Origin of the sequence: Enterobacter sp. E20 (assembly GCF_000801755.2) — a bacterium.
Taxonomy (GTDB): domain Bacteria; phylum Pseudomonadota; class Gammaproteobacteria; order Enterobacterales; family Enterobacteriaceae; genus Enterobacter; species Enterobacter asburiae_B.
This window is the reverse complement of the sequence record NZ_CP012999.1, coordinates 3495466-3510616: the sequence shown is the minus strand read 5'-3', so window position 1 is coordinate 3510616 and position 15151 is coordinate 3495466. Positions and strand designations below refer to the sequence as shown.

At 57.1% G+C, this 15151-nt stretch carries 11 protein-coding genes; 5 read left to right on the top strand and 6 right to left on the bottom strand.

The features are described from left to right. Window positions 1-230: 230 nt before the first annotated feature. Window positions 231-2471: an EAL domain-containing protein gene (locus NI40_RS16315; RefSeq protein ID WP_039263720.1), complete on the top strand. Its 2241-nt coding sequence runs from the start codon at window positions 231-233 to the stop codon at window positions 2469-2471. 4 nt (window positions 2472-2475) lie between these two features. Here the strand turns inward: NI40_RS16315 and ppx are convergent, their stop codons facing one another. The 4 genes from ppx to purM all read right to left on the bottom strand — a co-directional run bounded on the left by ppx (window position 2476) and on the right by purM (window position 7961). After that, a complete protein-coding gene (ppx, locus tag NI40_RS16310) occupies window positions 2476-4014 on the bottom strand; it encodes an exopolyphosphatase (RefSeq protein ID WP_023308773.1) in 1539 nt (512 codons plus the stop codon). A 3-nt stretch (window positions 4015-4017) separates the two neighbouring features. Further along, window positions 4018-6078: a polyphosphate kinase 1 gene (ppk1, locus tag NI40_RS16305; RefSeq protein ID WP_023332999.1), complete on the bottom strand. Its 2061-nt coding sequence runs from the start codon at window positions 6076-6078 to the stop codon at window positions 4018-4020. Window positions 6079-6285: 207 nt separating this feature from the next. Continuing rightward, a complete protein-coding gene (purN, locus tag NI40_RS16300; RefSeq protein WP_023308771.1) occupies window positions 6286-6927 on the bottom strand; it encodes a phosphoribosylglycinamide formyltransferase in 642 nt (213 codons plus the stop codon). Beyond that, window positions 6924-7961 (bottom strand): phosphoribosylformylglycinamidine cyclo-ligase, encoded by a 1038-nt coding sequence (purM, locus tag NI40_RS16295; RefSeq protein WP_032643593.1) that lies wholly within the window; start codon window positions 7959-7961, stop codon window positions 6924-6926. The genes purN and purM overlap by 4 nt, the downstream gene beginning before the upstream one ends. A gap of 266 nt (window positions 7962-8227) precedes the next feature. Between purM and NI40_RS16290 the strand changes: the two genes are divergently transcribed. The 4 genes from NI40_RS16290 (at window position 8228) to NI40_RS16275 (ending at window position 12684) form a co-directional block, all read left to right on the top strand. Next, window positions 8228-9658 carry a 6-phospho-beta-glucosidase gene (locus tag NI40_RS16290; RefSeq protein WP_039263718.1) on the top strand — a complete coding sequence of 477 codons (1431 nt, stop codon included), beginning with the start codon at window positions 8228-8230 and terminating at the stop codon, window positions 9656-9658. A gap of 228 nt (window positions 9659-9886) precedes the next feature. After that, the gene (gene upp / locus NI40_RS16285; protein WP_023308769.1) at window positions 9887-10513 is read left to right on the top strand and encodes a uracil phosphoribosyltransferase; all 627 of its coding nucleotides are present in this window, start codon (window positions 9887-9889) and stop codon (window positions 10511-10513) included. A gap of 83 nt (window positions 10514-10596) precedes the next feature. Continuing rightward, entirely contained in the window at window positions 10597-11886 is a 1290-nt protein-coding gene (gene uraA / locus NI40_RS16280; RefSeq protein WP_029739962.1) for a uracil permease, read from the top strand. A gap of 96 nt (window positions 11887-11982) precedes the next feature. After that, window positions 11983-12684 carry a DnaA inactivator Hda gene (locus tag NI40_RS16275; RefSeq protein WP_211438414.1) on the top strand — a complete coding sequence of 234 codons (702 nt, stop codon included), beginning with the start codon at window positions 11983-11985 and terminating at the stop codon, window positions 12682-12684. Between the two features lie 89 nt (window positions 12685-12773). Here the strand turns inward: NI40_RS16275 and NI40_RS16270 are convergent, their stop codons facing one another. Together NI40_RS16270 and NI40_RS16265 are read right to left on the bottom strand one after the other, a co-directional pair. Continuing rightward, window positions 12774-14195, bottom strand: a complete 1422-nt coding sequence (locus NI40_RS16270; protein ID WP_039263717.1) for a leucyl aminopeptidase family protein — start codon at window positions 14193-14195, stop codon at window positions 12774-12776. Further along, window positions 14195-15151 carry a N(4)-(beta-N-acetylglucosaminyl)-L-asparaginase gene (locus tag NI40_RS16265; RefSeq protein WP_039263716.1) on the bottom strand — a complete coding sequence of 319 codons (957 nt, stop codon included), beginning with the start codon at window positions 15149-15151 and terminating at the stop codon, window positions 14195-14197. Before NI40_RS16265 ends, NI40_RS16270 begins: the two co-directional genes overlap by 1 nt.

Genomic DNA, 15151 nt, shown 5'->3' with positions numbered 1-15151 from the left:
TAATTAATGCATTTACCATATTGATAATATGAAGAAAATAATTTCAAAAAAACGCCGCGAAAAGTTATTTGCGTAAAGTAGTTTGATTTAAGTCAACGGCTTCCCGGCCCTGATATTTAAAATCCTTCCTCCATACAGTTCGCCCCTCACCTTGCCGGGCGGCGCGTACGTCAGGTTGGATGCCTGTCTTTATTTTCCCTCTGGAGCGAAAGGGGTTTAACCGGGCATCTATGAACATTCTCGCTTTCCTGAAAAAAAATGAAAACCGCTGGTGGGCATTGCCGCTTATTTTGCCTGTGGTTTTACTTCCCGTGCTGAGCATTGCGAATACGTTCACGCAGCTGGGCGACGGCATTGCGGCACTCTATTATTTACCCCTCTCATTTTTGCTTTCGCTGATGATGTTCTTTGGCCTGGAAGCGCTGCCCGGGATCGTATTGTCGCTGTTTATCCGCTATTACCCGTCGGTCGGGATGTTTGAAACCGTCGCGGGGATCCTCCATTTTGTCGTCCCTTTAGTGCTCAGCTGGGGTGGCTACCGGGTGTTTGCGCCCAGACGGAATATGACCGCGTACGGCGACGTGCGGCTGATGGCGCAGCGCATCTTCTGGCAGGCGTTCTGCCCCGCGACGCTGTTTCTGGTGCTGTTTCAGTTTGCGGTGTATTTAGGCGTGTATGAGAGCCGCCAGAGCCTTGCGGGATTAAACCCCCTCAATATTCGCACGCTCATCAACTATCAGACGCTGCTGGTCAGCGGCCTGACGGGCGTGCCGCTGAGCTATCTGCTGATCCGCCTGCTTCGTCATCCGCGCTATATCAAAAGCCTTCTCTCGCAGATCCGTTCCGAGATAGACAAAAAGGTGACGGTCGTTGAGTTGCTGGTGTGGGCTATCGCGCTTGGCGGGCTGCTTTCGCTGCTGCTGCTTCCGATGAATGAGAACAGCTCCATTTTCACCACCAACTACACCCTTTCCCTGCTGATGCCGGTGATGCTCTGGGGCGCGATGCGTTTTGGCTATAAGCTAATTTCGCTTATCTGGACGCCGATACTGCTGGTGTCTATTCACTATTTTTACCGCTATATCCCGGTGAACCCGGGGTATGACATTCAGCTGGCGATCACCTCTTCCAGTTACCTGGTCTTCTCCTTCGTGGTGATTTATATGTCGATGCTGGCGACCCGGCAGCGCGCGTCGAACAAACGCTCCCGCAGGCTGGCGCTGCTCGACCCGATCGTCCATATGCCTAACCTGCGGGCGCTGTCGCGCGATCTGGCGAAAAACCCGTGGTCGGCGCTCTGCCTGCTGCGCATTCCGGAGCTGGAAATTCTGGGCCGAAATTACGGCGTGTTGCTGCGCATTCAGTACAAACAGCAGCTGGCGCAGTGGGTGAATGGCATTCTCCAGCCCAATGAGCTGGTGTATCACCTGACCGGGTATGACCTGGCGGTACGGCTTAACGCGGAATCGCACCAGCAGCGGATTGAAGCCCTGGACGAGCACATCAAGCAGTTCCGCTTTGTCTGGGACGGCATGCCGCTGCAGCCGCAGGTGGGCGTGAGCTATTGCTATGTCCGGTCCCCGGTTAACCATCTTTATCTGGTGCTTGGCGAACTGGGCGTGGTTGCCGACCTGTCGCTCTCCTCCAACCATCCGGAAAACCTTCAGCAGCGTGGGGCCGTCCATTTGCAGCGCAGCCTGAAGGATAAAGTCGCGATGATGAGCCGCCTGCAAAAGGCGCTTGATAACGACGAATTCACCCTGCTGGTTCAACCCGTTCGCGGCATGCGTGGCGATTGCTATCACGAAGTCCTGCTCCGAATGCCGGATATAAACGGGCTATTGATCTCCCCCGACCAGTTCCTGCCCGTCGCGCAGGAGTTTGGTCTCTCTTCGCGGGTAGATTTGTGGGTGCTCGAGCACACCCTGCGTTTCCTGGCCGCGCATCGCGAAAGACTGCCCGGCCAGCGCTTTGCCATTAATCTTGCCCCGTCGACCGTGTGTCGGGTGCAGTTTCCGCTTGAGGTGAGTCGCCTGCTGGCGAAATACGCCATTGAGCCGTGGCAGCTGATCTTTGAAGTGACTGAGTGCAGCACCTTTTGCAATGCGGAGCAGGCGCTACACATCCTCCGGCAGCTGCAGAAAATGGGGGTACGTATTGCAATTGATGATTTTGGCACCGGCTATGCGAGCTATGCGCGGCTGAAAAGCGTGGACGCGGATATTCTCAAGATTGACGGCAGCTTTATTCGCAATATCGTCAACAACAGCCTGGATTATCAGATTGTGGCGTCTATCTGCCATCTGGCGCGCATGAAAAAGATGCTGGTGGTAGCGGAGTATGTCGAAAGCGAAGAGATACGTAGCGCGGTTCACGCGCTAGGCATCGATTATGTGCAGGGTTATCTGATTGGCAGACCGGCACCGCTTGAGTCACTGCTGGAAGCAGAGGCGTCCACCGCGGACGCCTGAGCCGTTACGCGGCGACGTCGGCGCTCTCTTCTTCAATTTTGAGCAGCCAGCCGGTGACCGCTTCCCAGTACTGCTGCTCTTTTTCCAGGTCCAGCAGGACCAGCGCGTTCTGGCTGAACCAGTCGTGCGGGAAGCTCAGCGTCCAGTGGTGGTCGTCGGTTTTAAGCTTCAGCGTAGGCGGCGTGGTGGTGGCCTGACGCTGGTTATTGAGCAGCACGCCCAGACGCAGCAGCTGAATAAGCGGCAGGAACTGTTTTTTCTTGAACAGCGTAAAGCGCGGCAGGTCGTCGAGCTTGATGGCCTTGCGGTGATAACGCACCAGGGTCGCCATCATGGTTTGCTGCTCCTGGTTGAAGCCAGGCAGATCGCTGTTTTGCAGAATGTAGGCCGAATGGCGGTGCATCCCGCTGTGGTTGATGTTCAGCCCCACCTCGTGCAGCATCGCGGCCCATTTCAACAGCGCGGCAAGCTGCGGGTGCGCGAGCTTCGGATTCTGCTCCTGCCACTGTTCGTACATCTGCACCGTGGTGTCCAGCACGCGCTTCGCCTGTTCACGGTCGATGTTGTACTGATTGGCGAGACTTTGCGCGGTGCGGCTGCGAATATCCTGATGGCGGAAGCGGCCTTCCATCTCATACAGCACGCCTTCACGCAGCGCGCCGTCCGACAGGCGCAGCTCTTTTATGGCGAGGGCATCAAACACGCCGCAGAGAATAGCCAGCCCCGGCACGAATACCGCTTTACGCTCGTCGGAAAGACCCGGCAGGCTTAAGGCGTCAAAACTTTTATGCTTCAGCACTTCTTCGGTCAGCAACGTCAGGCGTTCGGGCGTAATAAACCCGTCTTTTTCACCCATCGCCAGCAGCACTTCATGCGCCGCCTTGATGGTGCCCGACGCGCCCAGCGCCACGTTCCAGCCCTGAATACGGTACTGCCAGGCCAGGTTTTCCAGCTTCTGGACAGCCGCCATACGCGCGCGCTGGAAGTTCTCGCGGGTGATGGTGCCGCCCGGGAAATACATCTGTGCGAAGCTGACGCAGCCCATACGGCGGCTTTCCACCAGGCGCGGCTCAAAATCTTCGCCGATCACCAGCTCCGTTGAGCCACCGCCGATATCGATAACCAGCTTGCGCCCTTTTTCCGGCTGGGTGTGCTCAACGCCCATGAAAATCAGACGCGCTTCCTCGTTACCGGAGATGATCTCAATCGGGTAGGGGATCACTTTTTCGGCCCGCTTGAGGAACTCCGGGGCGTTCAGGGCCTGGCGCAGGGTGTGAGTGCCCACGATGCACACGCTGGAAGGCGAGAAGCCCTGCAGGCGTTCAGCAAACAGCGACAGGCAGTTTAACCCGCGCTCCATCGCCTCTTCGCTGAGCATGCTGCGTTCATCAAGACCATCCGCCAGGTGTACGCGCTGCTTCAGACGACCGATTATCTGCAGCGCGCCATCCACCTCACGGGCGATGACCATGTGGAAACTGTTAGAGCCAAGGTCGACCGCGGCGAATTCCTGCGGGCGTGGGGTCTTATCATTTATCGGCATAGGTTAATCGGGTTGCTCGAGTGATTTGATATAGTCGTAAATCGCCAGTTGCGACCGCACTTTGCGGCGGTTGCCGCGCGGTACATAGCGGTTACTGAGTTCTTTGTCGATATAGCGTGCTTTCACGGTATCGCTGAACAGAATCTCGATGATGTCGAGGATCTGCTGCTTCAGACGCGGATCCAGCAGCGGTGCCGCGACTTCAATACGGTAGTCAATATTGCGCGTCATCCAGTCTGCCGAAGAGAGATAGACCTGTTTATCACCCGCATTATCAAAAATATAGATCCGATCGTGTTCCAGGTAACGGTCAACAATGCTGATCACACGAATATTGTCGCTGATGCCTTCCAGTTCCGGGATCAGCGAGCACATGCCGCGGATCAGCAGGTTAACCGGCACGCCGGAGCTGGACGCTGCATAAAGCCTGTCCACCAGCCCTTTGTCGACCAGGTTGTTAAGCTTCAGCGTGATGCCGGACGACAGCCCTTTCTGGGCATTGGCGATCTCTTTATCGATCATATCGTACAGCAGGCGGCGCGAGTTCTGTGGCGAGACCAGCAGATAGTCAAAGCTCACCGGACGGTACGGGTTTTCGATAAAGTTAAAGACCCGGCGCACTTCGTTAGTGATGCGGGCGTCGGCGGTTAAGAGCGAGTAGTCGGTATAAATTCGCGCCGTTTTCTCGTTAAAGTTCCCGGTACCGATGTGGGCATAACGCACCACATCGTCGCCCTCTTTGCGGGAGATGAGGAACAGCTTGGCGTGAATTTTCAGCCCCGGCGCGGAGAAGATGACGTGCACACCGGCTTCCGTCAGACGGCGCGCCCAGTGAATGTTGGCCTCTTCGTCGAAGCGCGCCTGCAGCTCAACCACCACGGTGACCTTTTTGGCGTTGTGCGCCGCATGGATCATCGCGTCGATGATGCGGGAATCTTTTGCCACGCGGTAGATGTTGATTTTGATCGCCAGCACGCTCGGATCGAACGAGGCCTGACGCAGCAGTTCGAGCACGTGCTCAAACGTGTGATACGGATAGTAAAGCAGCACGTCGCGTTCGCGAATGGCGTCGAATCCGTTGCGGAATTTATCGAACCACAGATGGCGCAGGCGCGGCAGCGGCTTGTTCACCAGATTGGCTTTGCCGACGTTCGGGAAGCCAATAAAGTCTTTAAAGTTGTGGTAACGACCGCCCGGCACGATGGAGTCATAGCGCGAAATGGTCAGTTTCTCGCGCAGCATCTCCACCATGGCGTCCGGCATATCGCGCTGATAGACAAAACGGACCGGCTCGGCCGTCAGGCGCTGTTTCAGGCTGGAAGACATCAGCTCCATCAGGCTGGCTTCCATCTCGTGCACCAGGTCATATTCGGCGTCACGGGTCATCTTCATCGAGTAGGCGTTTAACGCATCGTAATCGAAGAAGCCTTTGAAGATGTCGTCCAGGCAGTAGCGCAGGATGTTGTCCAGCAGGATCATCGGCTTGCGTCTGCGCGGGGTTTCCGGCGGCAGGTTCACAAAGCGCGGCACCTTGTCGGACGGGATCTCCAGCAGCGCGTAACGGATGGAATCACCGCGAATAATTTCCACCGCCAGGTAGGTGTAATCATCCTTCAGGAACTGAACCAGATCGGTTTCGCGGTTGATCAGAATCGGGGTAATGTGCTGGCGCAGATAGTGTTTGAAGTAGTGGCGCAGCCAGTTTTGTTGGTTAACGGAAAGCTGGCGTTCGTTAATCAGGAAGATTTGATTGCGCGCCATCTCCAGCAGCAGTTCGTTATACAGGCCGTCAAATTCCTGATCGGCTTTCAGCACGCGGGACTGGATTTTGCCCAGCAGATGCCGCGAGTGCGAGTTTAAGCCCTGTTCTTCGCTGATGATGATGCGTCTTTTCAGCTCGGCAAAGCGAACCTTGTAGAACTCATCCAGGTTGTTGGAATAAATGCCCAAAAAACGCATGCGCTCGATCAGCGGGTTACTTTTGTCTGCCGCTTCCTGGAGTACACGTTCGTTAAATGCTAACCAGCTTAGCTCTTTCTCGATATATAACTTTTCCTGACCCATTACAGCTCACACTCCAGTTCAATCACAGGACGTGGTAAATCCGTCTCGTCCTTATTATGGCGAGCATTTCCACGATATGTCCAACAGTGCCAGAAAAGTATGACAGTTATTTTTTTTGTTGGGGATTTTAGAAGGTTGGAGAAGGGAATATCGGGTAATGCAATGTACAGGTCGGGTAAGCGCAGCAGCGCCACCCGACGTAACAAACTACTCTTCGGCCGCATAACCCTGCGGGGGTAACTTCACGCCGTCCAGCCAGGCTGCGCCGTCGCGCATCTCGAGACGCCCGTCGACAAACCAGCTGACCACCAGCGGGTAAATGGCGTGTTCCTGGGTCTGCACGCGTTCCGTCACGTCTTCTTCGCTGTCGCCGTCAAAGACCGGAACTTTGGCCTGCAGGATCACCGGACCGCCGTCCAGCTCGTCGGTAACGAAATGCACGGAGGTGCCGTGCTCCTCATCGCCGTTTTCCAGAACCTGGCGATGGGTGTGCAGGCCGGGATATTTCGGCAGCAGGGAAGGGTGGATATTCAGCAGACGACCAGCGAAGTGTTCGACGAAGGCCGGGCTCAGAATACGCATATAGCCCGCCAGCACGACCACGTCCGGCGCGTAGGCATCAATCTCATGCACCAGCTCGCGGTCAAAGGCTTCACGCCCGGCGAACTGGCTGGCTTCCAGCGCGTGCGCGGGAATGTTCGCTTCCCGCGCGCGCTCAAGGCCGAACGCGTCGGCCTTGTTGCTGAAAACTGCCCGAATGGTGCCATTGATTTTCTTCTGCTTGCAGGCGTCTATGATGGCCTGCAAATTGCTTCCGTTGCCGGAAATGAGCACCACGATGTTTTTCATTCAATGACCACACGCTGTTCGGAATCGGAAGCTTTAATCGTACCGATTTTCCACGCGTTTTCACCTTTTTCAGTCAGCAGTTTAACCGCTTTATCCGCTTCGCTTGCCGGCAGGGCGATAACCATGCCCACGCCGCAGTTAAAGGTGCGGTACATTTCGTGAGAGCTCACGTTGCCTGCGGTCTGCAGCCAGTTAAACACGGCTGGCCACTGCCATGAGGATTCGTCGATCACCGCCTGGGTGTTGTCCGGCAGGACGCGCGGGATGTTTTCCCAGAAGCCGCCGCCGGTCAGGTGAGCGATAGCGTGAACGTCGACGTTCTCGATAAGCTCAAGCACGTTTTTCACGTAGATGCGGGTCGGCGCCAGCAGATGGTCAGCCAGCGGTTTACCGTCCAGCTCGGTGGTCAGCGGGTCACAGCCGCTCACTTCGAGGATTTTACGCACCAGGGAGTAGCCGTTGGAGTGCGGGCCGCTGGAGGCCAGCGCGATCAGCACATCGCCATCGGCCACTTTGCTGCCGTCGATAATTTCTGATTTTTCTACTACGCCGACGCAGAAGCCCGCGACGTCATAATCTTCGCCGTGATACATGCCCGGCATTTCTGCGGTTTCACCACCGACCAGCGCACAGCCGGACTGCAGGCAGCCTTCGGCGATACCGCTAATCACGCTGGCTGCGGTATCCACGTCCAGTTTGCCGGTCGCGTAGTAATCGAGGAAGAACAGCGGCTCTGCGCCCTGTACCACCAGGTCATTCACGCACATCGCGACCAGATCGATACCGATCGTGTCGTGACGTTTTAAATCCATCGCCAGGCGCAGTTTAGTGCCTACACCGTCAGTACCCGAGACCAGAACAGGTTCACGATATTTTTGCGGCAGCGCGCACAGTGCGCCGAATCCACCCAGACCACCCATCACTTCCGGGCGGCGGGTTTTTTTCACCACACCTTTGATTCGGTCAACCAGCGCATTACCTGCGTCAATATCAACACCGGCATCTTTGTAGCTGAGAGAAGTTTTGTTGGTCACGGCTTAAATCCCCACGCGATTGCATAGCTAGTAAGAAAAATCGGCGCAATTCTAACAGTCCAGGCAAACGTTTGCGAGCCTATTCTGGACGTGGGGATCTTTTTTTCTGTGTACCTCGTGAATGCAGCCAAACTTGACTCTGTTCACGAAAATGAAACCGGTTTCTTAGAACTGCTTGCAACGATTATTCCCTTTGCACATCATCGAACTGAAACCGGTTTCTGTAATTGTTTTTGCAGAAAATAACGCAGAATGAGGGAAAGCGAATGTCGGGATTTAAAGCAGATTTTCTGTGGGGCGGGGCCGTTGCGGCGCACCAGCTGGAAGGCGGCTGGAAAGAGGGCGGCAAGGGCGTGAGCGTCGCAGATGTGATGACCGCGGGGGCGCACGGCGTGCCGCGTGAAATCACCAACGGCGTGCTGGAGGGGAAAAATTATCCTAACCATGAAGCCATCGATTTCTACCACCGCTATAAAGAAGACATCAGACTCTTTGCCGAGATGGGGTTCAAATGCTTCCGCACCTCTATTGCCTGGACGCGGATCTTCCCGAAAGGCGACGAGCTTGAGCCTAACGAGGCTGGCCTGAAATTCTATGACGATCTGTTCGACGAATGCCTGAAGTACGGCATCGAACCGGTTATCACCCTGTCTCACTTCGAGATGCCTTTCCATCTGGTTACGGAATACGGCGGCTGGCGCAACCGTAAGCTGATCGACTTCTTCGTTCGTTTTGCAAAAGTGGTGTTCCAGCGCTACCAGCATAAGGTGAAGTACTGGATGACCTTCAACGAGATCAACAACCAGGCTAACTTCCACGAAGACTTTGCGCCGTTCACGAACTCCGGGCTGAAGTACGCGCCGGGTGAAGACCGTGAACCGGTGATGTTCCAGGCGGCGCACTACGAGCTCGTGGCCAGCGCCCTGGCGGTGAAGGCGGGGCGCGAGATTAACCCGTCGCTGCAGATCGGCTGCATGATTGCCATGTGTCCTATCTACCCGCTGACCTGTGCGCCGGACGATATGATGATGGCGATGAACGCCATGCACCGCCGCTACTGGTTCACCGACGTGCACGTTCGCGGGAAGTACCCGCAGCACCTGCTCAACTACTTCGAACGTCGCGGCTTCGCGCTGGATATCACCGAAGAGGATAAAGCCGCGCTGAAGCAGGGCTGCGTCGATTACATCGGCTTCAGCTACTACATGTCCTTCGCCACCAAGGCGACGGCGGACAACCCGCAGCTGGATTACGACGAAAGCAAGAGCCTGGTCTCTAACCCGTACGTGCAGAAATCCGACTGGGGCTGGCAGATTGACCCGGTCGGGCTGCGTTACTCCCTGAACTGGTTCTGGGATCACTACCAGCTGCCGCTGTTTATCGTTGAGAACGGCTTTGGCGCGATCGACGTGCAGGAGAGCGACGGCACGGTGAACGACCAGTACCGTATTGATTATCTGGCCGCCCATATCCGCGAGATGAAAAAAGCGGTGGTGGAAGATGGCGTGGATCTGATGGGCTACACCCCGTGGGGCTGCATCGACCTGGTGTCTGCCGGCACGGGCGAAATGAAAAAACGCTACGGCTTTATCTTTGTGGATAAAGACAATGAAGGAAACGGCACGCTGAACCGCAGTAAGAAAAAATCGTTCGACTGGTATAAGCAGGTGATTGCGAGCAACGGCGAGAACCTGTAATTGTCGGGTGGCGCTAACGCTTACCCGACCTACACTACACGTAGGCCCGCGTAAGCGCAGCGCCACCGGGCAGAACCCCGCGCCCAAGCCGGAGTCTCGCCTCCGGTTTTGTTGTCTCTAAATCACTTTGCTTGATATACGTCAAGCAACATGGGTATGGCCTAATCCGAAAAAAGCGGTATAATCCCGCGATTTTTTTTGCGGACGCCACCTCAGAGGAGAAAGAGAATGAAGATTGTGGAAGTGAAACACCCACTCGTTAAACACAAGTTGGGCCTGATGCGTGAGCATGACATCAGCACGAAGCGTTTTCGCGAACTGGCATCTGAAGTCGGCAGCCTGCTGACTTACGAAGCGACCTCTGATCTGGAAACAGAAAAAGTCACCATCGAAGGCTGGAACGGCCCGGTGCAGGTTGAGCAGATCAAAGGTAAGAAAATTACCGTGGTGCCAATCCTGCGTGCCGGTCTCGGCATGATGGAAGGCGTGCTGGAGCACGTGCCAAGCGCGCGTATCAGCGTGGTGGGTATCTACCGTAACGAAGAAACCCTTGAGCCGGTTCCTTACTTCCAGAAGCTGGTCTCTAACATCGACGAGCGTATGGCGCTGGTGGTTGACCCAATGCTCGCGACCGGTGGTTCTATGATCGCCACCATCGACCTGCTGAAAAACGCGGGCTGTAACAGCATTAAGGTGCTGGTATTGGTTGCCGCTCCGGAAGGGATCGCGGCGCTGGAAAAAGCGCACCCGGACGTTGAGCTGTATACCGCCTCTATCGACCAGGGGCTGAACGAGCACGGGTACATCATCCCGGGGCTCGGCGATGCCGGCGATAAGATCTTTGGTACGAAATAATCGAATAACGATAAATAAGCCGACTTTGATAGTCGGCTTTTTTTTGAATAAAACACCAACAATACTACACAGAGGAAAACACTATGACGCGCCGTGCTATCGGGGTGAGTGAAAGACCGCCGCTTTTACAGACTATCCCGCTTAGTTTGCAGCACCTGTTCGCCATGTTTGGCGCAACCGTGCTGGTGCCAATCCTGTTCCACATTAACCCGGCCACCGTGCTGCTGTTCAATGGCATCGGTACGCTGCTGTACCTCTTTATCTGTAAAGGCAAAATCCCGGCGTATCTCGGGTCGAGCTTTGCCTTTATCTCGCCGGTGTTGCTGCTGCTGCCGCTGGGTTATGAAGTCGCGCTGGGCGGCTTTATCATGTGTGGCGTCCTGTTCTGCGTGGTGTCCTTCATTGTGAAGAAAGCCGGTACCGGCTGGCTGGACGTGATGTTCCCCCCTGCGGCGATGGGCGCCATCGTTGCCGTCATCGGTCTTGAGCTGGCGGGCGTCGCGGCGAATATGGCCGGCCTGCTGCCTGCTGACGGCCAGTCACCGGATTCCAAAACCATTATCATCTCGCTGGTAACGCTGGGCGTGACGGTGTTTGGCTCCGTGCTGTTCCGCGGCTTCATGGCGATTATCCCGATCCTGATCGGCGTGCTGGCGGGCTATGCGCTCTCCTTCGCGATGGGCGTGGTGGACACCACCCCGATCGCTCAGGCCCACTGGTTTGCGCTGCCAACCTTCTATACGCCGCGCTTTGAATGGTTTGCTATTTTCACCATTCTGCCTGCGGCGCTGGTGGTGATTGCGGAGCACGTCGGCCACCTGGTGGTGACGGCGAACATCGTTAAGCGCGATTTAATCCGCGACCCGGGTCTGCACCGTTCCATGTTTGCGAACGGTTTCTCCACCATCATCTCCGGTTTCTTCGGCTCGACGCCAAACACCACTTACGGTGAGAACATCGGCGTGATGGCGATTACCCGCGTCTACAGTACCTGGGTTATCGGCGGCGCGGCGATTATCGCCATTCTGCTCTCCTGCGTCGGTAAACTTGCGGCAGCGATTCAGATCATTCCGGTGCCGGTAATGGGCGGCGTTTCTCTGCTGCTGTACGGCGTGATCGGCGCCTCCGGTATTCGCGTGCTGATTGAATCCAAAGTGGATTACAGCAAGGCGCAAAACCTGATCCTGACCTCCGTTATCCTGATCATCGGCGTGAGCGGCGCGAAGGTGCACATTGGTGCGGCCGAGCTGAAGGGCATGGCGCTGGCGACCATCGTCGGCGTGGGCCTGAGCCTGATCTTCAAGCTGATCTCGGTCATCCGCCCGGAAGAAGAAATTCTCGACGCGGACGACAGCGAAAAAGCACCACATTGATCGAAAAGTCGGGCGAGGGATCGCCCGGTTCTCTCCTTGCAGGTTCCGTGTTAAACTCCATTCCGATTTTACGTAGGATCTCTGGTTGAGGTATTTCTGAACGGACCGGCACAGCTCTCTCTGCCACTCTATCTCCCTGACGACGAAACTTTCGCGAGTTTCTGGCCGGGTGATAACCCCTCTTTACTGGCTGCACTGCAAAACGTGCTGCGCCAGGATCACAGCGGATACATCTATATCTGGTCACGCGAAGGCGCGGGGCGCAGCCATCTGCTGCATGCCGCCTGCGCGGAGCTTTCGGCGCGCGGTGATGCGGTAGGCTACGTGCCGCTGGATAAACGTACCTGGTTCGTACCTGAGGTGCTGGAGGGAATGGAACATCTCTCGCTGGTCTGCATCGATAATATCGAATGCGTGGCGGGGGACGAGCCGTGGGAAATGGCGATCTTTAACCTCTACAACCGCATTCTGGAGTCGGGCAAAACCCGGCTGCTGATCACCGGCGATCGTCCGCCGAGACAGCTCAATCTGGGGCTGCCGGATCTGGCGTCTCGTCTGGACTGGGGGCAAATCTACAAGCTCCAGCCGCTGTCGGATGAAGATAAGCTTCAGGCGTTACAGCTGCGCGCAAAGCAGCGCGGGTTTGAGCTGCCGGAGGACGTGGGGCGTTTCCTGCTTAAACGACTGGATCGCGAAATGCGCACGCTGTTTGACACGCTCGATCAGCTCGATCGCGCCTCCATTACCGCCCAGCGCAAGCTGACCATTCCGTTTGTGAAAGATATTCTCAAGCTTTGAGTTTGTTCGCCCGGTGGCGGCTGCGCCTTACCGGGCCTACGAAAACCTGCCGCCCTTTGTAGGCCGGGTAAGGCGTAGCCGCCACCCGGCTAAAGATCTCCCATCAGGTGTTCCACCAGCATCGGGATCGGTCTTCCTGATGCCACGCTCCTTCCGCTCTCTCGCCACAGCGCCGTACCGCTGATATCCAGATGCGCCCACGGAATGGTCGGCGGGCAAAAGTGGTGCAGCAGCCACGCCGCCGACGCACTGATTGCCGCATTGTTGGTCGGCGTGTTGCACAGATCGGCAATGGCGCTATCGGTCTGTTTTTTCAGCCGCGCATCCAGCGGCAGGGACCACACTTCATCGCCACTCTGCTTACCTGCCAGCGTCAGCGCCGCACGCAGCGGTTCATCCTGCGTCATCAGCCCGCTCAGCTCATACCCCAGCGCCTTCACGACCGCACCGGTTAAGGTCGCCATATCAATAATATAGCGCGCCTGCGGATGACGAAGGCTGGCCCAGGCGATGGCGTCCGCCAGCACCAGCCGGCCTTCGGCATCGGTGTTGTTGATTTCAACCGTGGTGCCGTTGCAGGCCGTCGCCACCGTTCCGGGCTGCATGGCGTCCGGGCCGATGGCGTTTTCCGCCAGCGCCAGCACGCCCATGATGCGTACGGGCAGCGCCAGCTCTGCCACGGTCTGCATCAGGCCCAGCACGTTAGCCGCACCGCACATGTCGTATTTCATGGTGTACATGCCCGCGCCTTCCTTCAGCCACAGGCCGCCGGTATCGAAGGTAATACCTTTTCCCACATAGCAGCGCACCGGGCCGTCGTTGACGCCGTCATAATGGATCGCCAGCAGGCGCGGCGGACAGGTCGCCCCTTTGCCAACGGCGTGCAGTAGCCCCAGACCCTGCTCAGCAATAGCCTTTTCGTTCAGCACGTCGCAGCGCAGGGCGGGGAAGGCGGCACAGAGCCTTTGCGCCTCTTCCACCACAAACTGCGGCGTGCATCGGTCGGACGGTATATCCGCCAGACGTCGCGCCGCGACCATGCCGCGGGCGATAGCCTGCTGCTGGCGGAAGACACCCTCCAGTTTTGCCTGCTGTTCCGGCAGGCAGAGGGCGGTGATGTGCGTAAGGCGCACCGCCGATTCATCCGTTTTCTTCAGCTTCAGGTCGCTCAGCCTGTGCGCCTGATTAAAGAGAAAACGCAGCACCTGCGCCAGCACCACATCGTTGATATCGGTAACGTCCAGTATCAGCTCGGGGCTGACGGGCGAGGCCAGCAGCGGGCGCAGCGCCGTCAGCAATCCTTCGGTCAGGCTATCCTGCCAGAGGGCATCCGGCAGCAGAGTGATCCGGGCAAACGGGGCGCAGCCAAAGCGGGTGTCAGCGATGCTGGCAGACTCGCGCATTTCCGCGACAAGCGCCGTTTCGGGCAAATGCGTACAGGAGGCGGACGCAATCAAATGGCTTTGCGGAGCCGCGTCAGAAAGCGCGGTGATAAACTGATACGTAATCATCATGACTCCTCAATCGGCGCGCGGATCCGCGCGGCGTAGGCCTGCATCCATTCATCGTCTACGGCGTAATAATGCGTTTTCTCCCGCAGGCGTTCGGTACGAAAAACGGTGAGGGGCTGGCGAGCCGTCGCCACCACAAACGAGAAGGTTTTGATGTTGGTGGCGGCCCCGAATTCGCCCCTGTTGTTCATGCACACCACGGAAAGATCGCCCGCGCGGCCAAAGCGCGACATCAGCTTGTCTTCCAGCTCGAACACCACCGAATCCGCCGCCTGCTGCGGCGTCATACCCTGCGCCATGCGGCGGACGATTTCGTAGCTGGTGCAGCCTTTCATCAGATCTTCACCGACGCCCGTTGCGGTGGCCGCGCCGGTTTCACTGTCGCAGTAAAAGCCGGAACCAATAATGGGCGAATCCCCGAGTCGACCGCGTTTTTTCATGAACAGGCCGCTGGTGGAGGTGGCGACGCTCATTGACCCTTGTTTATCAAGGCCGATAATGCCGACGGTGTCATGCCCGTCGTAAGGGCTTAAGCCCTTATCCAGCGTTTCGCGGCAGCGTTTGCGGTAGTGCTGCATGGCGCGGTCAGTGAGCATAGTTTTGTCGGCAAAGCCCTGGCTCAGCGCCCATTCCCGCGCACCCTGGCCGACCAGCAGGCTGTTGTAGCGCTGGCGGCTTAACGCATGCGCCACCCGCACCGGATTGGCGATATCCACCAGGTTGCCCACGGCACCAAACGCCAGCGTATCGCCGTCCATGTAGGCGGCGTCCAGCTCCACTTCGCCATTTTCGGTGGGCAGCCCGCCGTAGCCGACGGATTTATAAAACGGAAAGTCTTCGACGGCGGCGACGGCATCCACAACCGCTGCAGAGACCGGTTTACCCGCAGCCAGCGCAGACGCAGACTCCGTAACGCCTTCAAGCGCCATTCTCCAGGTCGCGATAATTCCCCACAT

Bases quoted from the DNA above. Each gene is read 5' to 3' on its own strand.
- NI40_RS16315 (WP_039263720.1), top strand. From the start codon at position 231: ATGAACATTCTCGCTTTCCTGAAAAAAAATGAAAACCGCTGGTGGGCA.
- ppx (WP_023308773.1), bottom strand. From the start codon at position 4,014: ATGCCGATAAATGATAAGACCCCACGCCCGCAGGAATTCGCCGCGGTC.
- ppk1 (WP_023332999.1), bottom strand. From the start codon at position 6,078: ATGGGTCAGGAAAAGTTATATATCGAGAAAGAGCTAAGCTGGTTAGCA.
- purN (WP_023308771.1), bottom strand. From the start codon at position 6,927: ATGAAAAACATCGTGGTGCTCATTTCCGGCAACGGAAGCAATTTGCAG.
- NI40_RS16290 (WP_039263718.1), top strand. From the start codon at position 8,228: ATGTCGGGATTTAAAGCAGATTTTCTGTGGGGCGGGGCCGTTGCGGCG.
- upp (WP_023308769.1), top strand. From the start codon at position 9,887: ATGAAGATTGTGGAAGTGAAACACCCACTCGTTAAACACAAGTTGGGC.
- uraA (WP_029739962.1), top strand. From the start codon at position 10,597: ATGACGCGCCGTGCTATCGGGGTGAGTGAAAGACCGCCGCTTTTACAG.
- NI40_RS16270 (WP_039263717.1), bottom strand. From the start codon at position 14,195: ATGATTACGTATCAGTTTATCACCGCGCTTTCTGACGCGGCTCCGCAA.
- NI40_RS16265 (WP_039263716.1), bottom strand. From the start codon at position 15,151: ATGTGGGGAATTATCGCGACCTGGAGAATGGCGCTTGAAGGCGTTACG.